General features: G+C 74.7%; 16 protein-coding genes. 11 read left to right on the top strand and 5 right to left on the bottom strand.

Annotated elements, in window-relative coordinates; translation table 11 throughout:
- The first annotated feature begins 9 nt into the window (after positions 1-9).
- The 3 genes from CD790_RS09850 to CD790_RS09860 all read left to right on the top strand — a co-directional run bounded on the left by CD790_RS09850 (position 10) and on the right by CD790_RS09860 (position 4,479).
- Positions 10-1,656 carry an NAD(P)/FAD-dependent oxidoreductase gene (locus CD790_RS09850; RefSeq protein WP_144382645.1) on the top strand — a complete coding sequence of 549 codons (1,647 nt, stop codon included), beginning with the start codon at positions 10-12 and terminating at the stop codon, positions 1,654-1,656.
- Positions 1,657-1,711: 55 nt separating this feature from the next.
- Positions 1,712-2,827, top strand: a complete 1,116-nt coding sequence (locus CD790_RS09855; RefSeq protein WP_144382646.1) for a nitronate monooxygenase — start codon at positions 1,712-1,714, stop codon at positions 2,825-2,827.
- A gap of 131 nt (positions 2,828-2,958) precedes the next feature.
- On the top strand, positions 2,959-4,479 hold the full coding sequence (locus CD790_RS09860; protein WP_260867481.1) for an acyl-CoA synthetase: 1,521 nt from the start codon (positions 2,959-2,961) through the stop codon (positions 4,477-4,479).
- A gap of 268 nt (positions 4,480-4,747) precedes the next feature.
- Here CD790_RS09860 and CD790_RS09865 read toward each other — a convergent pair whose 3' ends face one another.
- On the bottom strand, positions 4,748-6,379 hold the full coding sequence (locus tag CD790_RS09865) for an acyl-CoA synthetase (RefSeq protein ID WP_144382648.1): 1,632 nt from the start codon (positions 6,377-6,379) through the stop codon (positions 4,748-4,750).
- A 188-nt stretch (positions 6,380-6,567) separates the two neighbouring features.
- Here CD790_RS09865 and CD790_RS09870 point away from each other — a divergent pair, with 188 nt between their 5' ends.
- The 5 genes from CD790_RS09870 (at position 6,568) to CD790_RS09890 (ending at position 10,895) form a co-directional block, all read left to right on the top strand.
- Positions 6,568-7,371 (top strand): crotonase/enoyl-CoA hydratase family protein, encoded by an 804-nt coding sequence (locus CD790_RS09870; protein WP_144382649.1) that lies wholly within the window; start codon positions 6,568-6,570, stop codon positions 7,369-7,371.
- Between the two features lie 13 nt (positions 7,372-7,384).
- Entirely contained in the window at positions 7,385-8,416 is a 1,032-nt protein-coding gene (locus CD790_RS09875; RefSeq protein ID WP_144382650.1) for a Zn-ribbon domain-containing OB-fold protein, read from the top strand.
- Complete coding sequence (locus CD790_RS09880) at positions 8,413-9,375, top strand: lipid-transfer protein (protein ID WP_144382651.1); 963 nt, start codon at positions 8,413-8,415, stop codon at positions 9,373-9,375. The genes CD790_RS09875 and CD790_RS09880 overlap by 4 nt, the downstream gene beginning before the upstream one ends.
- Positions 9,368-10,534 (top strand): thiolase domain-containing protein, encoded by a 1,167-nt coding sequence (locus CD790_RS09885; protein ID WP_144382652.1) that lies wholly within the window; start codon positions 9,368-9,370, stop codon positions 10,532-10,534. The genes CD790_RS09880 and CD790_RS09885 overlap by 8 nt, the downstream gene beginning before the upstream one ends.
- A 121-nt stretch (positions 10,535-10,655) precedes the next feature.
- Positions 10,656-10,895, top strand: coding sequence for a DUF397 domain-containing protein (locus CD790_RS09890; protein ID WP_144382653.1), 240 nt, complete (start codon positions 10,656-10,658; stop codon positions 10,893-10,895).
- A gap of 136 nt (positions 10,896-11,031) precedes the next feature.
- Here the strand turns inward: CD790_RS09890 and CD790_RS09895 are convergent, their stop codons facing one another.
- Entirely contained in the window at positions 11,032-12,114 is a 1,083-nt protein-coding gene (locus tag CD790_RS09895; protein WP_144382654.1) for an isoafricanol synthase, read from the bottom strand.
- A gap of 293 nt (positions 12,115-12,407) precedes the next feature.
- Between CD790_RS09895 and CD790_RS09900 the strand changes: the two genes are divergently transcribed.
- Positions 12,408-15,278 carry an AAA family ATPase gene (locus CD790_RS09900; protein WP_260867448.1) on the top strand — a complete coding sequence of 957 codons (2,871 nt, stop codon included), beginning with the start codon at positions 12,408-12,410 and terminating at the stop codon, positions 15,276-15,278.
- Between the two features lie 514 nt (positions 15,279-15,792).
- The gene (locus CD790_RS09905; protein ID WP_144382655.1) at positions 15,793-16,293 is read left to right on the top strand and encodes a hypothetical protein; all 501 of its coding nucleotides are present in this window, start codon (positions 15,793-15,795) and stop codon (positions 16,291-16,293) included.
- A 59-nt stretch (positions 16,294-16,352) separates the two neighbouring features.
- Here the strand turns inward: CD790_RS09905 and CD790_RS09910 are convergent, their stop codons facing one another.
- Entirely contained in the window at positions 16,353-18,356 is a 2,004-nt protein-coding gene (locus CD790_RS09910) for an N-acetylmuramoyl-L-alanine amidase (RefSeq protein WP_399217217.1), read from the bottom strand.
- Between the two features lie 278 nt (positions 18,357-18,634).
- Positions 18,635-19,729, bottom strand: a complete 1,095-nt coding sequence (locus CD790_RS09915; RefSeq protein ID WP_144382656.1) for an aminoglycoside phosphotransferase family protein — start codon at positions 19,727-19,729, stop codon at positions 18,635-18,637.
- A 238-nt stretch (positions 19,730-19,967) separates the two neighbouring features.
- Between CD790_RS09915 and CD790_RS09920 the strand changes: the two genes are divergently transcribed.
- The gene (locus CD790_RS09920; protein ID WP_144382657.1) at positions 19,968-21,443 is read left to right on the top strand and encodes a hypothetical protein; all 1,476 of its coding nucleotides are present in this window, start codon (positions 19,968-19,970) and stop codon (positions 21,441-21,443) included.
- A gap of 338 nt (positions 21,444-21,781) precedes the next feature.
- On the opposite strand, the gene CD790_RS09925 is transcribed toward CD790_RS09920, so the two are convergent.
- Positions 21,782-23,266 (bottom strand): PP2C family protein-serine/threonine phosphatase, encoded by a 1,485-nt coding sequence (locus CD790_RS09925; protein ID WP_144382658.1) that lies wholly within the window; start codon positions 23,264-23,266, stop codon positions 21,782-21,784.
- Positions 23,267-23,395: the final 129 nt, after the last annotated feature.

The raw sequence follows: 23,395 nt of genomic DNA on the forward strand, positions 1-23,395 counted from the left end.
GCAGGGGGCATGGCCCCACGTGGAGTGCGCGCGTACGACGTCGTCATCGTCGGCGGAGGTCACAACGGCCTGGTCGCCGCCGCCTATCTGGCGCGGGCCGGCCGCGCCGTGCTGGTGCTGGAGCGTCTGGACCACATCGGGGGCGCGGCCGTGTCCAGTCGCCCGTTCCCCGGGCTGGACGCGCGGCTGTCCCGCTACGCGTACCTCGTCAGCCTGCTGCCCGGGAAGGTGGTACGAGACCTCGGGCTGCGCTTCGAGGTGCGCGGGCGGTCCATCTCCTCGTACACGCCCGCCGTCCGGGCCGGCCGCCCCACCGGACTGCTGGTGGGCGGCGGCGAGCGGCGGACGCGCGAGGCGTTCGCGCGGCTGACCGGCTCGGACCGGGAGTACGCGGCGTGGCGGGAGTTCCACGCGATGACGCGCCGGGTCGCCGAACGCGTCTTCCCCACGCTCACCGAGCCGCTGCCCTGCCGCGCGGAGCTGCGGGCCCGGGTGGCCGACGACGCGGCCTGGGAGGCGCTGTTCGAGCGGCCGCTCGGTGAGGCGATCGAGGCGGCGTTCGCCGACGACCTGGTCCGGGGAGTGGTGCTCACGGACGCGCTCATCGGCACCTTCACCCACGCCCACGACCCCTCGCTGCGGCAGAACCGCTGCTTCCTCTACCACGTGATCGGCGGCGGCACCGGAGACTGGAACGTGCCGGTGGGCGGGATGGGCGCGTTCACCGACGCGCTGGCCGACGCCGCCCGAGCCGCCGGCGCGCGTCTCGAGACCGGCCGCGAGGTGACGGCCGTCGCGACGGACGGCACGGTGGCGGAGGTGACGTACCGGGAGGCCGACGGGGAGGGCGTGGTGGCCGCGCGGCACGTCCTGGTGGGCGCGTCCCCGACGGTGCTCGCCGACCTGCTCGGCGAGCCGCCCCGGGCGGCCGTGGCGGGGGCCGTCGCGGGGGCCGGCTCCGGCGCGCCGCCCGCGGACCCGCCCGAGGGCGCGCAGCTGAAGGTGAACATGCTGCTGCGCCGGCTGCCGCGGCTGCGCGACACCGGGACCGATCCGCGCGAGGCGTTCGCCGGCACCTTCCACATCGCCGAGGGGTACCGGCAGTTGGAGGCGGCCTACCGTCAGGCGGCGGCCGGGGAGCCGCCCGCCGCGCCGCCCTCGGAGATCTACTGCCACTCGCTCACCGACCCCACGATCCTCGCCCCGGAGCTGGCCCGAGCCGGCTACCAGACGCTGACCCTGTTCGGCCTGCACAGCCCCGCCCGGCTCTTCACCGCCGACCACGACGCGACCCGCGCCGCGCTGCTGACCTCGGCCCTCGCCCAGCTCGACGCCCATCTCGCCGAGCCGCTGGCGGACTGTCTGGCGCTGGACGCCGAGGGCAGGCCCTGCATCGAGGTGAAGTCCCCGCTCGACCTGGAGCGCGAGCTGCGGTTGCCGGGCGGCAACATCTTCCACCGCGAACTGGCCTTCCCCTACGCCCAGGAGGGTGCCGGCCGCTGGGGCGTGGCCACGAGCCACGCCAACGTGCTGCTGTGCGGCGCGGGCGCGGTGCGCGGCGGCGGAGTCAGCGGCGTCCCCGGGCACAACGCGGCGATGGCGGTGCTGGAGGCGGGCCGGGCCTCCGAGGCGCCGCGCCCGGAACAAAGAATCTGATGAGCTGTCAGATTCGCTCTTCCGTCGTGCGGTTCCCTACGGCATCCTGCCGCCCATGGAGACGGAGCTGAGCGCCCGGCTGGGCATCGAGCACGCCATCTTCGGCTTCACCCCGTTCCCCGCCGTGGCCGCCGCGATCACCCGGGCCGGTGGGCTGGGGGTGCTCGGCGCGGTCCGCTACCGCGCCCCCGAGGACCTCGCCCGCGATCTGGAGTGGATGCAGGCGCACACCGACGACAAGCCCTACGGCCTCGACGTCGTCATGCCCGCGAGGATCGCGGACGGGGTCACCGAGGCCGATGTGGAGGCGATGATCCCGCAGCGGCACCGCCGCTTCGTCCGGGACACCCTCGCCCGGCACGGGGTGCCCGAACTCGCCCCCGACGACCCCTCCGGCTGGCGCGTCACCGGCTGGTTGGAACAGGTCGCCCGCGCGCAGCTGGACGTCGCCTTCGACTACCCCATCACCCTGCTGGCCAACGCCCTCGGCTCGCCGCCGCCCGACGTCGTGCGTCGCGCCCGCGAACACGGCGTCCAGGTCGCCGCGCTCGCCGGCAGCGCCCGGCACGCCCGCCGGCACCGGGACGCGGGCATCGACATCGTCGTCGCCCAGGGCTACGAGGCCGGCGGCCACACCGGCGAGATCGCCACCATGGTCCTCACCCCCGAGGTCGTCCGGGCGGTCGACCCGCTGCCGGTCCTCGCCGCCGGCGGCATCGGCAGCGGCGCGCAGATCGCCGCCGGGCTCGCGCTGGGCGCCCAGGGCGTCTGGCTGGGCTCCCTCTGGCTGACCACCGAGGAGGCCGAACTGCGCTCACCCGCGCTCACCCGGAAGCTCCTCGCCGCCGGCTCCGGCGACACCGTCCGCTCCCGGGCGCTCACCGGCAAGCCGGCCCGTCAACTGCGGACCGCCTGGACCGACGCCTGGGAGGCCGCCGACGGCCCCGACCCGCTGCCCATGCCCCTCCAGGGGCTGCTGGTCGCCGAGGCACTCTCCCGTATCCAGCGGTACGAGGTCGAGCCCCTGCTCGGCACCCCCGTGGGTCAGATCGTCGGCCAGATGACCGAACGTCGCAGCGTGCGAGCCGTCTTCGACGAGCTGACCCGCGGCTTCGCCCACGCCATCGAGCGCCTCGACCGCATCGCGGCCCGGGGCGAGGGAAGGAGCTGACCACGGTGCCCGACCGCGAACCCCGCCCCCGCACGGCCGGCGGCCCCACGTCCCGGACCGCTCAGGGTCCCGCCGCCCCGTCCCCCTTCGGGTCCCCGGGGGACTCCGGGGACCCGGTCGGCTTCTGGGCGCTGGCCGCCGCCGATCCCTCGCGCACGGCCCTGATCGCCCCAGGGGGCGAGGAGTGGACGGCCGGGCGGCTGCACGCGGCGTGCAACCGACTGGTCGGCGGGTTGCGCGCCGCCGGGCTGGGGCCCGGGGACGCGTTCGCCGTCGTGCTGCCCAACGGGCCCGAGCTCATCGCCTGCGCGCTCGCCGGCGCCCAGGCGGGCTTCTACATGGTGCCGGTCAACCACCACCTGACCGGCCCCGAGGTCGGCTGGATCGTGGCGGACTCGGGCGCCAAGGCGCTGATCGCGCACGAGCGGTTCGCGGAGGTGGCGCGGGAGGCGGCCGACGCGGCCGGACTGCCCGCCGGGCACCGCTACGCGGTCGGCCGGGCCGCCGGCTACCGCCCGTACGAGGCGCTCTCGGCCGGACAGCCGGAGGCCCCGCCCGCCGACCGCGAGCTGGGGTGGATCATGAACTACACCTCCGGCACCACCGGACGGCCGCGCGGGATCCGCCGCCCGCTCACCGGGCGGCCCCCGGAGGAGAGCGACCTGGGCGGCTTCCTCCGCTTCTTCGGCATCGGGCCGTTCGACGACCATGTGCACCTGGTCTGTTCACCGCTCTACCACACGGCCGTGCTCCAGTTCGCGGGCGCGTCGCTGCATCTGGGGCATCCCCTCGTGCTGCTGGACGGTTGGGCGCCGGAGGAGATGCTGCGCCTGATCGAGGCCCACCGCTGCACCCACACCCATATGGTCCCCACCCAGTTCCACCGCCTGCTGGCCCTCCCCGAGGAGGTGCGGCGGCGCTACGACGTCTCGTCCATGCGGCACGCCGTGCACGGCGCGGCCCCCTGCCCCCAGCACGTCAAGCGGGCGATGATCGACTGGTGGGGGACGTGTGTGACCGAGTACTACGCGGCCAGCGAGGGCGGCGGGACGATCGCCACGGCCGAGGAGTGGCTGAAGCGGCCGGGCACGGTGGGCCGGGCGTGGCCCATCAGCGAGCTCGCCGTCTTCGACGACGCCGGCGACCGGCTGCCGCCCGGCGAGGTCGGCACCGTCTACCTGCGGATGAGGACCGCCGGGTTCGCGTACCACAGGGACGCGGAGAAGACCCGGAGCAACCGCATCGGCGACTTCTTCACCGTGGGCGACCTCGGCTACCTCGACGCCGACGGCTACCTCTACCTCCGCGACCGCAAGATCGACATGATCATCTCGGGGGGTGTCAACATCTACCCCGCCGAGATCGAGGCCGCGCTGCTCACCCACCCCGCCGTCGCGGACGTCGCGGTCTTCGGCGTCCCCGACGAGGACTGGGGCGAACAGGTCAAGGCGGTGGTCGAGCCCGCTCCCGGCCACGCCCCGGGCCCCGAACTGGCCGAGGCGATCCTCACGCACGGCGCACGGACGCTGGCCCGCTACAAACGGCCCAGGACCGTGGAGTTCGTGGCGCACATGCCGCGCGACCCCAACGGCAAGCTCTACAAGCGGCGGCTGCGCGAGCCGTACGGGTCGGGGCGCGAACGGCCGGTGTGACGGCGCCGGGCGTCGTCGCGGCGGTGACGGCGCCGCCGCCCTCCCCGTCGCGACGACCGTCGGCGGCGGCGCGCCCCACAGGCCCGCACGGTGGCCGGCCGCCGCCGTGACCAGGGGGCGTACCCGCGGCCCCGCCGTCGGCCGGGCCGGCCCGCACGGAGCCCGGCCCGTGGACCGATCCGCCTCGGCCCCCGCCCGGACGGCGGCCGGGCCGGGGCCATACGGCTCGCGGGTCGGTATGGGTGGCCGCCCGGCGCGGTCGTGCCCGTCACGGTTCGGCCGCGCCGGAGGCGACCTCGCGGGCCCAGCGGTAGTCGGCCTTGCCGCTGGGGGAGCGCTGCACGTGGTCGGTGAAGACCACGGTGCGCGGGATCTTGTACCCGGCCAGCCGGGCCCGGCAGTGGGCGCGCAGGGCCTCGGCGGTCAGCGGATCGGCGCCCGCGCGGGGCTGCACCACCGCCGCCACCCGGCTGCCCCAGCGCTCGTCGGGGACGCCGGCGACCAGCGCGTCGTAGACGTCGGGGTGCGCCTTGAGGGCCTGCTCCACCTCCTCCGGGTAGACCTTCTCGCCGCCGGTGTTGATGCACTGCGAGCCTCGCCCCAGGACCGTGACGACGCCGTCCGCGTCGATGGTGGCCATGTCGCCGAGCAGCACCCAGCGCTCGCCGTCCGGGGTGGTGAAGAAGGTCTCGGCGGTCTTCCGCGGGTCGTTGTAGTAGCCCAGCGGCACATGGCCGCGCAGCGCGATGCGCCCGGGCTCGCCCACCGCCGCCGCCCGCCGTGTCACCGGGTCGACCACCGTCGTGTGCGCGTTGACCCGCAGTCGGAAGCCCCGCAGCGGGCCGGAGTCCTCGGTGGCGGTGCCGTTGAAGCCGGACTCCGAGGAGCCGAAGTTGTTGAGCAGCGGCACGTGCGGCAGCAGGGCGCCGAACTGCGCGCGGACGGTGTCCGACAGCACCGCGCCGGAGCTGCTGACGGCGAGCAGCGAGGAGCAGTCGACGCCCTGACACGGCCCGCGAAGGGCGTCCGTCAGCGGCCGCAGCATCGCGTCGCCGACCAGCGAGACGCTGGTGACCCGTTCCCGCCCGATGGTGCGCAGCACCTCCTCGGGCGCGAACCCGCGGTGCAGCACCACCTTCTGGCCGGCGTTGAAGGCGATCAGCGCGGTGAGGGTGGAGGTGCCGTGCATCAGCGGGGGAGTGGGGAAGAAGACCAGCCCCGCGCCGCCCGCCGCCACCCGCTCGGCCAGCTCCTCGGGCCGCTTCACCGGCTCCCCGGTGGGGGCGCCGCCGCCGAGCGCGGCGAAGAAGAGGTCCTCCTGGCGCCACAGCACGCCCTTGGGCAGCCCGGTGGTGCCGCCGGTGTAGATGATGAAGCGGTCGTCGGCGGAGCGCGGCGCGAAGTCGCGCTCGGCCGCGCCGGACGCCTCCGCCTCGGCGAACGGGACCGGGGCCGGATCCGGCTCCGGGGCGGAGGGGTCGGGGACGCCGACCCGGACGAGGTGGCGCAGGGTGTCGGTGCGCGGCGCTGCGGCGGCGACCCGGGCGCTGAACTCTGCGTCGTAGACGAGGGCGACCAGCTCCGCGTCCCGGTAGAGGTAGGCCAGTTCGTCGGCCACATAGCGGTAGTTGACGTTCACCGGCACCGCGCGGAGCTTGAGGCAGGCCCACAGGGTCTGGAGGTACTCCACGCCGTTGTACAGGTGCAGTCCGACGTGGTCGCCGGGGCCGATGCCGGAGCCTTGGAGGTGGTGGGCGAGCCGGGCGGCGGCCGCGTCCAGCGCCGCGTAGCTCAGTCGACGCTCGGCTCCGGTGCCCGGGTGGTCGGCGTAGACCAGGGCCTCCCGGTCCGGCACCGTGTCCACGACGGACTCGAACAGGTCGGCGAGGTTGTACTCCACGGTCCGCTCCCTCCTGGCCGGGCGGTCCCGGGTGTGATGGCGGGCGGGCAGGGGCTCGCGGCCATTAGAGCGCCGGGGCGTGCGGCTGGGAAGGCCGTCGGCCAAGAAATCTGACTGACCGTCAGAAGACTCTTGAACTCCCCCCACGCCTCCTGCACCCTGTTCTGGTCCGAGGGACGGAGGCGGCGATGGCACCCACCGAACACCTGACCGTGCGGCGCGTCGGCGCCACCCTGGTGCTCACCCTCGACCGCCCCGAGGCCAGGAACGCGCTCTCGCTGCCGATGCTGGTCGGGCTCTACGACGGCTGGCTCGCCGCCGACGCCGACGACTCCGTACGGTCGGTGGTGCTCACCGGCGCCGGCGGGGCGTTCTGCTCCGGTATGGACCTCAAGGCGCTCGCGGGCGGCGGCTCGGCCGCCGCCGACCCCTACCGGGAGCGCCTGCGCGCCGACCCCGACCTGCACTGGAAGGCGCTGCTGCGGCACCACCGCCCGCGCAAGCCGGTGATCGCCGCCGTCGAGGGGCCCTGCGTCGCCGGCGGCACCGAGCTCCTCCAGGGCACCGACATCCGGGTGGCCGGTCGAGGCGCCACCTTCGGGCTCTACGAGGTCCGCCGCGGGCTGTTCCCCATCGGCGGCTCCACGGTCCGGCTGCCCCGTCAGATCCCGCGCACGCACGCCCTGGAGATGCTGCTGACCGGACGGCCCTACACCGCCGCCGAGGCCGAGCGGATCGGGCTCATCGGCCGCGTCGTCCCCGACGGCACCGCCCTGGAGATGGCCCTGGGCCTCGCCGAACTGGTCAACGCCAACGGCCCGCTCGCCGTCGAGGCGGTCAAGGACTCCGTCTACGAGACCGCGGAGCTGACCGAGACCGAGGGCCTGCGGTTCGAACTGGAACGCGGTCGGCCGGTCTTCGCCACCGACGACGCGAAGGAAGGCGCCCGGGCCTTCGCCGAGAAGCGTCCGCCCGTCTACCGGCGCGCCTGACGACGCCAGGACGATGCCCCAAGGAGGGACCGTGTCCGAGCTCCTCAGCGCCCCCCTGACCGTGGAGTTCCCCTTCACCCGCTCCCTGGGCCCGGTGCAGGGCGCCTTCCTCACGGGGCTGCGCGAGCGCGTCGTCCTGGGCGTCCGCAGGCCCGACGGGCGGGTGCTGGTGCCGCCGCTGGAGTACGACCCGGACACCGCCGTGGACCTCCACGAACTGGTCGAGGTCGGCACCACCGGCACCGTCACCTGCTGGGCCTGGAACCCCACCCCGCGCCGGGGCCAGCCGCTCGGCACCCCCTTCGCCTGGGTGCTGGTGCGCCTCGACGGCGCGGACAGCGCGTTGCTGCACGCCCTCGACGTGCCCGGCGTCGCCGCCGTGCGCACCGGGCTGCGGGTCCGCGTCCGCTGGGCCGCCGAGCGCACCGGCGCGATCACGGACATCGCCTGCTTCGAGACGTACGACGGGGAGGAGGCCGGGGAAGGCGCGGCGGACCGAACGGATGCGACGGAGCCGGCGGACGCGACGGACCCCACGGGCACCGTGCCCCGGGCCCGTCCGCACGACGGGGTGTTCGCCGACCCCGTCACCAGCCTCGCCGCCCCGGCCCGCCTCGACTACACCTACACGCCGGGCCGCGCGCACGGCCGCCATCTCGCCGCGCTGGCCGACCGCCGGACGGTGGGCGAGCGCTGCCCGGCCTGCCGGAAGGTCTACGTCCCCCCGCGCGGCGCCTGCCCCACCTGCGGAGTGGCCACCGACGAGCCGGTGGAGGTGGGCCCGCGCGGCACGGTCACCACCTTCTGCGTCGTCAACATCAAGGCCCGAGGGCTCGCCATCGAGGTGCCGTACGTGTACGCGCACATCGCCCTCGACGGGGCGGACCTGGCCCTGCACGGGCGTGTCGCCGGCATCCCGTACGACCGGGTCCGGATGGGGCTGCGGGTGGAGCCGGTGTGGATCGGCGACGGCCGCCACCCGGACCACTACCGGCCCACCGGCGAGCCCGACGCCCCCTACGACACCTACCGGGAGCTGCTGTGACCCGGCGGGTGGCGGTCGTGGCCTTCGCGCGGAGCGACCCGGCCCGCCCCACGGCCGGGCTGACCGAGGTGGAGCTGCTGCTGCCGGTGTTGCGCGAGGTCCTGGAGCGCACCGGGCTCAGGGCCGGCGAGATCGGCTTCACCTGCTCCGGGTCGAGCGACTACCTCGCCGGCCGGGCCTTCTCCTTCACACTGGCGCTGGACGGGGTCGGCGCCTGGCCGCCGATCGCCGAGTCCCATGTGGAGACGGACGGGGCCTGGGCGCTGTACGAGGCGTGGGTCAAGATCCGCACCGGCCGCGCCGACACGGCCCTGGTCTACGCCTGGGGCAAGCCCTCCGCCGGGGACCTGGACGCGGTCCTCACCCGCCAGCTCGACCCCTACCACCTCGCCCCGCTCTGGCCCGACCCGGCCTCCCTCGCCGCGCTCCAGGAACGCGCGCTGCTCGACTCCGGCGCCCCTGTGGCGCCCGTCCCCGCGGGCGGGAGCGGCCCCCGCGGCCCGGGGCCCGTCGACGGCGCCGCCGCCGTGGTGCTCGCCGTCGAGGACACCGCGCGCCGGCTGTGCGCGCGGCCCGCCTGGATCCGCGGCATCGACCACCGCATCGAGCCACACGGTCTCGGCGTACGGGACCTCGCCGACTCCCCGTCCACCCGGCTGGCGGCCGCGCGGGCGGGGGTCTTCGACGCGCCGCCCGTCGACACCGCCGAGCTGCACGCGCCCCATCCGGCGCAGGAGCCGATCCTGCGCCGCGCGCTGCGGCTGGACGGTGCCGTCGCGGTCAACCCGTCGGGCCCGGCGGCGGCCGATCCGCCGATGGCGGCGGGCCTGATCCGGCTGGGGGAGGCGGCCGCGCGCATCCATCGCGGCCGTTCCCGTCGGGCGTTGGCCCACGCGACCTCCGGCCCCTGTCTGCAACAGAACCTGGTGGCGGTCCTGGAAGGGGAGCCGGATGTCTGAGGAACCGGTGGCCGTCGTCGGGATCGGACAGACCAGGCACGCCGCCGCGCGCCGCGACGTCTCCCTGGCCGGGCTGGTCCGCGAGGCGGCCGCGCGGGCGCTGGAGGACGCCCAGCTCGCCTGGGCCGACGTCGACGCCGTCGTCATCGGCAAGGCCCCCGACTTCTTCGAGGGCGTGATGATGCCCGAGCTCTACCTCGCCGACGCCCTCGGCGCGGTCGGCAAGCCGATGCTCCGGGTGCACACCGCCGGCTCGGTCGGCGGTTCCACCGCGCTGGTGGCGGCCGACCTGGTCGCCGCCCGTGTCCACCGCACCGTGCTGACCGCGGCCTTCGAGAAGCAGTCCGAGTCCAACGCGATGTGGGCGCTGTCGCTGCCCGTCCCCTTCCAACAGCCCCTGCTCGCCGGCGCCGGAGGCTTCTTCGCCCCCCACGTACGGGCCTACATCCGGCGCACCGGGGCGCCCCCGGGCATCGGTGCGCTCGTCGCCTACAAGGACCGCCGCAACGCCCTGAGGAACCCGTACGCGCACCTGCACGAGGACGGCCTCACCCTGGAGCGGGTGCGGTCCTCGCCGATGCTGTGGGACCCGATCCGCTACTCCGAGACCTGCCCGTCGTCCGACGGCGCCTGCGCCATGGTGCTCACCGACCGCGCGGGCGCGGCCCGCGCGCCGCACCCGCCCGCCTGGCTGCACGGCGGCGCGATGCGCAGCGAGCCCACCCTGTTCGCGGGCAAGGACTTCGTCTCGCCGCGCGCCGGGCGGGACTGCGCGGCCGACGTCTACCGGCAGGCGGGCGTCACCGACCCGCGCCGCGAGATCGACGTGGCGGAGCTCTACGTGCCGTTCAGCTGGTACGAGCCGATGTGGCTGGAGAACCTGGGTTTCGCGGCGGAGGGTGCGGGCTGGAAGCTGGTCGAGTCCGGTGCCACCGCGCTCGACGGCGACCTCCCCGTCAACCCCTCCGGCGGGGTGCTGTCCAGCAACCCCATCGGCGCCTCGGGGATGCTCCGCTTCGCGGAGGCGGCGCTCCAGGTGCGCGGCCAGGCGGGGGAACACCAGATCGAGGGCGCGCGGCGAGCGCTCGGGCACGCGTACGGCGGCGGCTCCCAGTTCTTCGCGATGTGGCTGGTCGGGGCCGAACCACCCGCCACCTGACCCGCGCGGGACGACAACCGCGCCTTCCGTCCCTCTCCCATGTCCCTCTTCCGTGGCCTGTGCCCCACCGCCCGCCCTCGCTAGGGTGGGCGCCGGACGAACGACCGGGAGGAGCACGGACGTGGCCGACACCACCACGGAAGACCGGCTGAACAGCGAGCAGAAGCCCCAACTCGACCTCAGGGAAGCCGAGTGGCGGTCCAGCAGCCAGGGGGTCGGCGACGTCCAGATCGCCTTCGTCGAGGGCTATATCGCCATGCGCGACCGACGCGAGCCGGAGGGCCCGGCGCTGATCTTCACCCCCGCCGAGTGGCGCGCCTTCGTGCTCGGCGCCCGTGACGGCGAGTTCGACCTCACCTGAGCCTTCCCGCCCCGCGGACGCACAGGTGCGAGACGGCCCGGCGCCGCCCCTTCGGGATGGCGCCGGGCCGTCTCCGCGTCCGTGGCCGACGGCTGTGCGTGGCCGACGGCTGTGCTGCTGATCCAGACGAGACCGCCTAGGGACGGTGCGTCGCCTGATGTCCCGTCAGGTCGCTCCAGGGACGCTGTCGTCCGCCGCCGACGGCCGCGACACCCCGCTCGTCGTACCGCGAGGTCTCCAGCGACCAGGCCAGGCTGCCGCTCATCAGCTGCCGCATCCCGTCCGTGTAGGCGGCGGTGTGGCGCAGCAGTCGCGTCGAGGCGCCGGACGCCGCCAGCGTGGCCGGGAGCCGCTCGGACAGGTGCTGGAAGCGGTGGTAGCGGGCGTTGGCGAGATCGGCCACCCGCCGCACGGACTCCTCCAGGGGACCGCCGTCCCGCTCGTGCAGCAGGATCACGCTGTTGTGCACGTCCCCGGCGGCCAACTCCTTGTCCAGTGAGACGATGTCGTTGATGAAGATCACCACGTCGTCGGTGGCCTCCCGCATCTCGGCGAGCGGCCAGCCGGTGTGCAGCGCGGACGGCAGCGTGTAGCCGGCGAACCGTTCATGCAGATCGAGACAGGGCTGGACGCCCACGGAGTGCCGCTTGACGGCCAGCAGCGAGCGCAGGGAGCGCGGCGACTGGGCGCGGCGGTCCCGCGCCTCCCGCTTGTGGGCGAGTAGGTAGCCGAGCCAGTGGCTCCGGAAGCGGTCCCGCCACCCCTGCGACATCCCGGAGTTGATGCGCCGCCACAGGTCGCGGAAGCTGTCCACGAGCGGGTTGGCGCCGCCGTCAAGGCCCCGGCCGGGCGGCTCCCCGGTCACCCGCACCACGCTGTCCACCAGCCGGGAGACGGCGTCCGGGCAGCACCCCAGCTCGCCGTCGAACTGGTCGTCGAAGACGAAGAACCAGCCGTTGAGGTCGTTGGCCAGATCCAGCGCGGCACCCCTGGCCCGCGGGTAGAACAGCGCCGACAGCCGGTCCAGGCGCAGCGCGTCGTACTCCGCCGCCGCGGCCTTGTCGAACACCCCGTACCGCCGCAGCCACCGGATCGTGTGCCGCCTGGCGGCCTCGGCATCGGGGCTGACCGCCGTGGAGACCGGTATGTCGAAGAGCGCGGCGCGCTCGGCGAGCGTTCGCCGCCGGGCGCGAGGCCGCACCGTACTGGTTTCCGTCATGTTCCACCGTCCCCACCCGCACCATCTGCCGTACGAGACCGGCGAGCTGACGCCCCCTCCGGACTCGTTTCAGCAATCCTCCGTGATCAGTGAAGTGGCCGATAGGGCGAATGTCGAAGTGGCGCGTGCCATTGGCCCATGCCTGGCGAAGTTCCCCCTTCGGCTGCTACGGAGAGTCCAGTGCCACTACGCTCAGCGTTACCTGTGGAAGGGGCTGAGAGGTGACCGAGGGCATGGGGAACAGGATCCGGCCGGGCCGGAGCTTAGTGGAGCGCGAAGCGGAGATCGACGCGATGGAACGCGCGTTGACCAGTCTGTGCGGCGCCTCCGACGACGCCTCGGGACGGCGCGCGGGCGGAGTGATCGCCTTCGCCGGACCGGCCGGCGTCGGCAAGACCGCGCTGCTCGCCGAGGTCCGCCGCAGCGCCGTCGCACGCGGCTGCACGGTGCTGACCGCCCGCGGCGGAGAGCAGGAGCAGGGGCTGGCCTTCCACGTCGTGCGCCAGCTCGTCCAGCCCGTGCTCGCCGCCGCCACCGAGGAGCAGCACCGCGCCATCCTCGGCAGCTGGTACGACATCGTCGCCCCCGCCGTGGGGCTGGTGGTGCCCAAGGACGGTGGCGCGCCGGACCCGCAGGGCGTGCGCGACGGCCTGGACTGGCTCGTGACCCGCTTCGCGGTGCAGCGCGCCCCGGTCGTGATGATCCTCGACGACGCCCACTGGGCCGACACCGAGTCCCTGGACTGGCTCACCGGCTTCGCACCCCGCGCCGAGGACCTGCCCATGCTGCTGGTCGTCGGCTACCGCCCGGAGGACCTCTCCGCCGACGCCGCCGCCTTCCGCAGGCTCGCCGAACGCCAGGGCTCCCGACCCCACCTGCTCGCCCCGCTGACGCCCGGCGCCGTCGGCCGCATCGTCCGCGACGCCATCGGCGACGAGGCCGACGAGGCGTTCTGCCGCGAGTGCTGGGCGGTCACCGGCGGCAACCCCTTCGAAGTCGTCGAGCTCGCCGCCAAGGTCTACGACCGCGAGCTGAAGCCCGGCTCGGCGAGCGCCGCGGAGCTGCGCCAGATGGTCTCCATGGCCAAGGACAGCGGCCTCATCGAGCGGCTGGAGCGGCTCGGCACCTCCGCGGTACGCCTGGCCTGGGCCGTCGCCGTCCTCGGCGCGGAGGCCACGCCGACCCTGGCCACCGCCGTCGCCGCGATCAGCGGCGGGGACACCCCGGACCTCGTCGCCCGGCTGCGCGACGCGCGCATCCTCGCGCCCGCCGCGCCCGGAACCGGCAAGCCCTTCGAAGAGCGGCTGGAGTTCTTCCATCCCCTGGTCGCCACCGCGGTCTACCGCGCCATCCCCGGCAGCCTGCGCGTCGCGATGCACGGTCAGGCCGCCACGGCCGCCATCGGCGCGGGACTGGGTGCCGCGGCCGCCGGACGGCACGTGCTGGAGATGCACCCCGAGGCCGATCCGTGGGTCGTCCAGCAGCTGCGCGAGGCGGCCCGCGAGTACCTCCGGGCCGGCGCCCCGGACGCGGCCCGCCGCTGCCTCGCCCGCGCCCTGCGCGAACCGCCGGCCATGGAGGATCGCGCCGCCGTCCTCTTCGAACTGGGCTGCTCGGCGCTGCTCACCGAGCCGGCCATCACCGTCAACTACCTGAAGGCCGCGCTGGAGGAGCCGGTCCTCGACCCCGCCCTGCGCGAGGCCATCACCGTCCGCCTCGCGCAGGCGTACGGGCACAGCGGCCACATGGAGGAGGCCGCGCGCATCGTCGCCGACGAGGCCCGGGCCGCCACCAGCGCCCGCACCCGACTGCGCATGCAGGCCGAACAGTTCATGTGGAACGCCTTCCGGGCCGACGAGGCGGACTCCCCGGCCCGCTCCCGGCGGCTCGCCCGACTGGTCGAACACCTCAGCGGCCGCGGCCTGGCCGAGCGGTACCTGCTGGGACTCCGCGCCTGGGACGCGGTCGTGCGCGGCGAGAGCGCCGACTCCGCACTGCGGTACGCGGAGGCCGCCCTCGGCGACGGACTCGACTGGACCGACGACAACTGGGGCTTCGAGGTGCCCGTCCTCGTCGCCCTCACCTTCATGTACTGCGACCAGCCCGGCCGCGCCGAGGAGCTGTTCCACCAGGGCATCGCCGAGTGCGAGCGCAAGGGCTGGCGCGGCTCCCACCTGTCCTTCGGACTCACCCTGCTCGGCTACGTCCGCTACCGGCGCGGCCGCCTGGGCGAGGCCGAGGAGCTGGTCCGCGAGGGTCTGCGGATCTCCGCGCGCGTCGGAGCCTCCACGCCCGCCGAGTGGGCCGCCGTCGGGACCCTGGTGCTCACCCTCATCGGCCAGGGACGCACCGAGGACGCCCAACGGGTGGCCCTCGAGTACGACTACGGGCGGAGCGTGCCCAAGGCCGTCGTGTACCCCGACGTCCAGGCCGCCCACGGCGAACTGCTGCTCGCCACCGGACTGCACCGGGAGGCCCGGCAGCAGCTCACCGCGGCCGGCCGCCGTCTCGACGCGCGAGGCTGGCGCAACCCCGCCTTCTGCCCCTGGCAGCCGCAGCTCGCCCGCGCCCTGGCGCTCACCGACCCGGCCGGGGCCGTGGAGACCGCGGCCGACGCCGTCCGCCGGGCCCGCCAGTTCGGCACGCCCTCCGCGACCGGACAGGCGCTGCACGCCGCCGCCTCCGTGGCCACCGGGAGCGAGCGGATCACGCTCCTCGCCGAGGCCGTCAGCCATCTGGAGCGGTCGCCCGCCGCCTACGACCTGGCACACGCCCTCGTCGACCACGGCGCCGCGCTCCGCCGCATCGGCCTGCCCCAGGAGGCCGGCGACCGGCTGCACCGCGGGCTGCGCGGCGCCCTCCAGTGCGGCGCCGACACCCTCGCCGCGCGGGCCCGCGACGAGCTCTCGGCGATCGGGCTGCGCTCGCTGCGGCTGCGGGTCGACGCCACCGGCACCCTGACCCGGCAGGAGCAGGCCGTCGCCGAGCGGGCCGCCGCGGGCTGCACCGACGCCCGGATCGCGGACGAGCTCGGCCTGGCCGAGCGCGAGGTCGCCCGGCTGCTGTCCACCGTCTTCCGCAAGGTCGGCACCGACCGCCCCGGCCTCGCCAGGGCCATCGGCACCGGCCCCCAACCGCCCGACGACGCACCCGGAGGGCGCTGAGCGCCCCGCGGGACGTGCCGCGACGGGCCGCCGAACGCCCACGGCCCGTCGTGGCCGGCCGCGCCCGCGCGGTGGCGGTCGCACATCCTCCGCAGCCCCGCATCGACCGTGGCGCGGACGTCACCAGGGCCGCTCGGTCGCCTCGGGGCGCCACGGCGACGGGTCCCGCCGCCCGGCCCGGCGGGACGGCGGGAGGCTGCCCCCGCACATGGGGTCCGAGCAGACGGGAGAAGCCCTCGGTCTCCGCCGCGCACAGCGGCCGCGCGCGTGCGAGAGAGCCGGCCGCCCTCCGGGAGTCCCGGCGGGCCTCGCCCGGCGCCCGCGCACCCGGGCGGCCCGGCCGGCCCACCCGCCTCCGGAGGAGGCTCCGACGTCCCGGAGCCCCGCGAGTACCGGCCGGCGCGCGGCCGTCCGTCGCCGGGCCGGCCGCACCGCGCGCCCCGGTCGTCACGGGGGCGTCATCCCGGCCTCCCTCGGGCGCGGAGGGCGGCCTCGGCCACGTACCATGGTCCGCATGTCGTTCCTCCGCCGCCGCAGCGCCGCCACACCCACCGGCCCGGACTTCGACGTCCTGGCCATGGACCCGGGCGACTGGCCCGGCGATCTGGGCGCCGGCCTGCTGCCCGCCCCGGACGGCAGCTGCCAGGGCGTGTTCCTGCGCTACGACCTGTTCGGCGGGCGCGGCCCCGCGATGATCATCGGCAATCTGCCGGAGGGCTCGCCGGTCCGCGAGCTGGCCGAGGGACAGGTGCCGTTCGAGGTCACCCAGCTGCTGGCGGCGCTCGGCAACGACGAACCGGTCCAGGTGCTGGACGTCGAGGACACCCCGGTGATGCACGAGGACAACCTGCTCATCGTGCGCCGCGTCAAGCTCTCCGAGAGCCGCATCTCCTGCGCCCAGTTCGACCGCAGCGACGGCGTGCTCGTCACCATCGCCAGCTGGGACCGGCCGATCACCGACGACCTCTACCGGCTGCTCAAGCCGCTGCCCGCGGAGATGTTCCAGCAGGGCTGAGCCCGACCGGACCCCGGCCCGGGTCCGCCGAGCGCGCGGACCCGGCCCGGGGAGGAGCGCTAGCGGTCCGAGCGGCGCACGTCCACATCGGCCGCCTTGACGAACGCCACCCGGTGCCCGAACTGGATCTGGTAGTACGTCTCCTGGCCGCGGACCACCGCGTGCCCGGCCGGGTCGAAGGTGGTCGCCCAGAGGTACTCACCCTGGGTGCGCAGCCCCAACGCGTAGGACTGGCCCGCCAGCAGCTTGTACGGCAGCGGCGAGACCGGCTGCACGGGCACCCCCTTCGGATAGGCGGCCGGCTCCGGGTAGGCCCGCCCGTAGACGGGCACCTCGGCCCGGCCCTCCGTGGGCGTCACCACCAGCCCGCGGGCGTCCACCGCCGTCGGCCGCCGCGGCGGGTTGTGGAACCACGCCTTCTGCCCCAGGTACCACACCGCCGTCCACTCGCCCGAGCGGTCCGCGACCGCGTACCGCTGCCCGGTGGAGGCGCGGGCGCCGGTGTCGTTGACCCCGGTCGTCGAGGCGCCACCGTCGGGGCGCAGTCCGACGTCCTTCACCAGCGGGGCGTCCGCGCTGGGCGCGGTGTGCAGCCGCACCGCCCCCGACCCGTGCGCCGTGCACGGCACCCCCGGCTTCTGGCACCCCGTGTAGACCGGCTGGTGACTCGCGTAGTCGGGACGGATGGTGACCAGCCCGCCCCAGCGGCCCGCGGTGCGCTGGAACGGGGTGCCCAGCAGGGTGAAGTAGTGCTGCCAGTCCCAGTAGGGGCCGGGGTCGGTGTGCATGCCGCGGATGGTCGTGGCCAGCGTGCCGGGGACGTTGTCGTGGCCCAGGATGTGCTGACGGTCCAGCGGGATGTCGTACTTCCGGGCCAGATAGCGCACCAGCCGGGCCGACGAGCGGTACATCGCCTCCGTGTACCAGGCGTCCGGCGCGGCCAGGAAGCCCTCGTGCTCCAGCCCCACCGACTTGGCGTTCACATACCAGTTGCCCGCGTGCCAGGGGACGTCCCTGGTCGGCACGTGCTGGGCCACATGCCCATCCGCCGAGCGCAGCGTGTAGTGCCAGGACACGTAGGTGGGGTCCTGGACCAGGCGGATGGCGGTGTCCCAGGAGCCCTCGGTGTCATGGACGATGATGTAGTCCACCTGCTGGGAGACCGGGCGGTCGCCCTTGTCGTGGTTGCCGTAGTCGCCGTCGCCGAACTCCTGGTACGGCGCCGGGATCCACTCGCACGCCACGCTGAGCGGACACTCGGTGTGCGGGTCCCGGCGCGGCACCCGCAGGTCGAGCGCGGACAGCTGATCCCGCCGCGGGTCCACCGCGGGCACGGCCTCCAGCACCATCCGCTCGCCCGCCTCGGTGGTGCGCCGCTCGCCCGCGCGGATCACCGCGAACACGTCGTCCGCGAAGACCGCCGCGGTGGCGGCGTCGTCGGCGCCGGAGTAGCCCGCCACCGCCCCGTACCAGTCGGCCGGGTCCCGGCTCAGCGGCAGCCCCAACTCGCGCTGGGTGTCGGCGAGCAGCGCCGCGCCGCCGCGCACATTGGCCGTCTCGTCCCGGCGCAGCGCCTCGGCGGGCAGCCCGGTCAGCCGCGCCGCGCGGTCCAGGGTGCGCAGCCGGGGCGGGAGTTCCCCGGGCGGCGGCACGTCGGCCGCGGGCGGTCTCGCCGGGCGGGCCGCGTCCCCGCGCGGGTCCTCGGTGCCATGGCTGTGGTGCGGGGTGTCGGCGAGGGCGGTGCGCGCGTCCGTGAGGTGCATCGGGCCGTATCCGCCGGTGACGCTGGGCGCCCCCCGGTGGCCGTCCCAGCGGGACTCCAGATACGCCACGCCCAGCAGCACGCTCTGCGGGACGCGGTACTCCTCCGCGGCCGCGGCGAACGCCTCCTGGAGCGTGTCGGGGGTGGCGCGGGGGGTGGCGGACGCGGCCGGAGTGGCGGACGGCGCGGAGATCAGGCCCGTCAGCAGCGCGACGGAGGCGACGGCCCCCATGGCGCGCGGCCGGGAGCCACGGCGACGGCCGCCCGAGGTGGATGTTCGGGCCGGAACGGATCCTCGCAATGCAGCCTCCTTCAGGACAGGCCGAGCGTGGGGGCGGGGCGTGCGGGGCCGAACGACCTTAGAGGTAGCCGCTGCCGAACGTTCCGTCAACGACATGCGTACGCCCGGTGAGAACGCGTCGAGGGCTCGCACCGGGTTCCTTCCGGTGCGAGCCCTCGGGCCTGCGGCGCGTCACCGGTCCAGACCGGTGAACCCGTCGGGAGCGGTGGTCCGGCCCCGGCCCTCGGCCGGCGCGAACCGGTGACGCGCCCCTGGGGAAGCGGACGGGCCGGGCAGGCTCAGCGGGTGCCGACCGCCGCCCGCACGGCGCGGCGCGCCATCGCGCAGTCGTCGTGCAGCCGGCGCAGCAACAGCCGCTGCTCCTCGCCGGCCCCGACGCCGGCCGCGGGGGCCGGGTCGGTCATCGTGCGGTGCACCGCGCTCTCATAGGTGCGGATCTCCCGGGTCAACACCAGCATCAGGTTGACCAGGAAGGCGTCCCGCGACGCCGGGCCCCCGGCCTGCGCCAGGCTGCTGATCTCCCGCCGCGCCCCCGGAGCGTCCCCGAGCACCGTCCACAGGGTCGCCAGGTCGTACCCCGGGAGGTACCAGCCCGCGTGGTCCCAGTCGACCAGTGCCGCTCCCGCGGGGGAGAGCAGGATGTTGTTTAACAGGGCGTCGCCGTGACAGAACTCCCAGGGGCTCTGCCGCCCGGGCGCGTGCGCCAGCCCGTGCAGCAGCTTCTGCAGGTCCCCCATGTCCCGGTCGGTCAGCAGCCCCAGTTCGTGGTAGCGGGCCAGCCGGGCGGCGTAGTCGAGCGGAGCCTCGAAGCGGCCGGCCGGCGGCCGCCAGAGGTTGACCCGGCGGATCGCGCCGAGTGCCGCGCGGACGTCCGTCCGCGGTGGCGTCTCCACCGGATGCCGCTGGAGCGCCGCGACCCGGCCCGGCATCCGCTCGATGACCAGCGTGCAGTTGTCCGGATCCGCAGCGATCAGTCGTGGCACCCGCACCGGCGGGCGGTGCCGGACGAACGTGCGGTATGTCGCTATTTCCTGCTGGAACCTGACCGCCCAGGCGGGCGAGTGGTCCAGCAGGCACTTGGCGACCGCGGTGATCCGTCCGGTCGTGCCGATCAACAGTACGGACCGTCCGGTGCGTCGCAGCACCTGAACGGGGTTGAACTCGGGGCAGATCCGATGCACGGCCGCGATCGCTGTGCGCAGTTGCGCGCCTTGAGGGCCGGACAAGTCGAGTCTCCCGCTGAGCGGTTGAGGGATGAGGCCCTGGGCCCGCCGCGCCCGTCCGCCGTGGGTGGGGTCGAGATACGGCCCGCCGCCGGGGTGCTGGCGGTACGGCCGGGATGGGGCGGACACGGAGGACGATGCTGCGTACATGGGCAATACAGATCCCTTCGTGTTCCGACGAATCGCCTGCGCCGTCCCGGCCCCGGTGGGCGCGGCCGCACCCTGGGGAATGCGGTCCGTCCGCCGGGCCGGGATGGCGCGTTCCTACACCACACCCACCGGCGGGTGGCACACCATCTGGCGAACCCTGGCGAACCCTGGCGAATGCTCGCGGTGGCTGCCGGGACCCCGTTAGTGTCAAGACAGCCGAGGAACCTGGGGGCTTGACGTGACGAGGGAACCCAACACCCGACTTGCGGACCTGTTCGGCCTCGCCGGATGGTCCAAGGGTGAACTCGCGAGGCTCGTGAACCGGAAGGCGGCGGCCATGGGCCATCCGCAGCTGGCGACCGACACCTCTCGGGTCCGGCGCTGGATCGACACCGGCGAGACGCCGCGCGACCCCGTGCCGAAGGTCTTGGCAGCCCTGTTCACCGAGCGTCTCGGTCGTGTCGTGACCATCGAGGATCTCGGCTTCGGGCGACATGGGCGCGTGGGGCGGGGTAAGTCCGGCGACGGGCTGCCCTACGCGTCGGATCGTATCGCCGCGGTCCTCACCGAATTCACGGGAATGGACCTTATGTTCAACCGACGCGGCTTGGTGGGCGCGGGCGCCGCGCTCGCCGCAGGATCCGCCATCAGCAACGCCATGCAGGACTGGCTGCGCACCGACCCCAACCTCGCCACCGACGCCCCACGGACCACCGACCCCCTCTCCCTCGACCAGGCCGGCTACGACCGCTACGAGGCGGCGCCCGTCGGCTCCGACGAGGTCGTCGCGCTGGAGAACTCCGTCGAGATCTTCCGCGCCTGGGACGCCCAGCGCGGCGGCGGACTCCAGCGCAAGGCCGTCGTGGGCCAGCTCAACGAGGTGGGCGGCATGCTCTCCTACCGCCACCCCGAGCACCTGCAGCGCAGGCTGTGGGGGGTGGCGGCCAACCTCGCCGTGCTGGCGGGCTGGATGTCCCACGACGTGGGCCTGGAGCCGACCGCCCAGAAGTACTTCATCATCGCCGCGCACGCGGCCCGCGAGGGCGGCGACCGGCCGCGGGCCAGCGAGGCGCTGTCCCGCTGCGCCCGGCAGATGGTCCATCTGGGCCGTCCCCAGGAGGCCCTGGACCTGATGCAGCTGGCGAAGTCCGGCGCGGGCGAGGAGACACTGCCGCGCACCCGCGCCATGTTCTGCACCATCGAGGCGTGGGCGCAGGCGTCCATGGGCCACGGCCAGGCGGTGCGTCGCACCCTGGGCGAGGCGGAGGAGCTGTTCGTGTCCGACCGCGGCGACGTGCCCCCGCCGAGCTGGATGCAGCTGTTCAACGAGGCCGATCTGCACGGCATGCAGGGGCTGGTCTACCGCACCCTGGCGGAGCACGAGCCCGGCTCCGCGGTCATCGCCCAGCGGCACGCCAAGGAGGCCCTGGACATGCGGGAGAAGGGCCGTCAGCGGTCCACCATCTTCGACCACATCTCCATCGCCTCGGCGTGCTTCATCGACGACGACCCGGAGCAGGCCGACACCTACGCGCGGATGGCCCTCCTCTCGATCCGGGACAACTCCTCGCACCGGACGTGGGACCGGCTACGGGAGATGTACCGACTCACCGGCCAGTACGCCGGCAACGAGCGGATCAGGGAGCTGCGTGAGGAGATCTCGCAGGCCATGCCGTCCAAGGGGGTCAACAAGGGCGGTAGCGCGTCCGTGTAGCCCACGTCCCGGCGCTGGCGCCGGGACGTCGGGTAACGGGTCTCTCACATCGACCACATCGACCACGTCGACGCGGGGTCAACCACGCCGTTGATCCACCACGCCGTAGGAGTCCGGCACCTCAGGGCGTCAGCCATGGTGGCGGGATCCGTCGCGGTGAGGGGATCGGTCCCGGCTCGGGTGACGGCTCGGGTGACGGCTTGGGAGATGGTTCGCGGGGTCACGATGTCCCCGGCCACCGTGTCCCCGGCACGGGGTCACGACGGCACGGTGTCACCACGGTCCGCGGTGGGCGGTCATGAGGTGGCGGCTGCGAGGTGACCGCTGCGTGGTGACGGCTATGAGGTCACCCTGGCGATCAACACGCATGCGTCGTCCTCGCGCTCCTCGTCGCCGAACGCCTCCGCCACCGCGCGGACGCACTCCTGGGCACTCCGTGCCGCGGTGAGCCGTGGCGCGAGCTCCAGCAGCCGCTCGGCGCCCGCGTCCGCGTTCCGATCCGCACCGCGGGGCGTGAGCCCGTCGGTGCGCAGCACCAGCAGGTCGCCCGGTTCCAGCTGCTCGCTGGTCTGGGCGTAGACGGCACCGGAGGCGGCACTGAGCAGCACGCCCTCCGGTGGCCGTAGGGCACGTCCCGTCCCGCCGCGGAAGAGCAGCGGGGCGGGGCGTCCCGCCTGAGCCCAGGTGAAGGTGCGCGTCGTCGCCTCGTAGGCCCCGCAGAGGGCGCTGCCGAGGGCGGTCTGGGAGGAGTCCAGCAGCCGGTTGAGGTGGCCCATCAGGGCGCCCGGCTCGACGCCGGCCATCGCCATCCCGCGCAGCGCCCCCAGCAGCATCGCCATGCCGGTCGTCTCGGCCGCGCCGTGGCCGGTGAGGTCGCCGACGGAGAGCAGGGTCCGCCCGTCGGGCAGGTGCAGCGCGTCATACCAGTCGCCGCTGATCAGGGCGCCGGTGGCGGACGGGAGGTAGTGGGCGGCGAGGTCCAGCGCGGGGGCGTCGTCGTGCGGGAACCGCAGGGAGCCGCGCCACGGCGGGAGCACGGCCTCCCGCGGCTCGACCGCAAGCCGGTGCTCGGTGCGCACGAGGTGCCGCTGGCGCTGCAGCGAGTCACGGGTCTCGCGCAACGCCCGCTGGCTCCGGCGCAGTTCGCTGACGTCCCGCAGCACGGCCCACATGGAGGCGGTGCTGTCGTCGGCGTCGAGCACGGGCTCGCCCACCATGTGCACCATGCGCACCAGCCCGTCGGGGCGCACGATCCGGAACTCGCCGTCGATGGGCTTGCCGTCCACCAGGCAGCCGGTGACCAGGTCGGTGAGGAGGGGCTGGTCGTCGGGGTGCAGCGAGCCGGGGAGCTCGTCGAGGGTGAGCCCGCCCTCCTCGGGGGAGCGGCCGAACATCCGGCACAGCTCCTCGGACCAGGCCACCTCGTCGGTGAGGAAGTTCCACTCGGCGCTGCCGACCCGGCCGAGCGGCGCGCCCTGCTCCGCGAGCCGGCCCGGCTCGGTCGTGGGCGCCGTGAGATCGCTGGCTCCGTCCCGGTCCGGTGCGGCGCCCGACCCGTCCTCGGTCAGCTCCGTCGGGAGCCCCTCGCGCAGCTGCCCGAGATGCCGGCCCAGGTCGTCGAGCTGGTGCACCGCGAGATCACACAGGGCTCGCCGCCAACGCAGCCGCGGGTCGTCCAGGCGGTCGACGCCCACGGTCGCCGTGGAGCGGCGGACGGCGTCGACGCCTCCGCGCAGCCGCCGGGTCTGCGAGATGAGCGCGTCGACCCTGCCCCGTTCAGGGGGCTGGGCGGCGGGATGGTCCGCAGATCGAGGGGACGGCATGACGTACTCCGATACAGGCGCGGCGCCGGCTGGTCTGAGGGACGGGACCGGTTACGACTGTTGCACAGGCTGCGACATCACGTAAGGGATTCCGCAATACCCGATACGGTGGTGCTCCTGGTATATGCC

Source organism: Streptomyces sp. SAJ15 (assembly GCF_007595705.1).
In the GTDB taxonomy this organism is placed as follows: Bacteria; Actinomycetota; Actinomycetes; order Streptomycetales; family Streptomycetaceae; genus Streptomyces.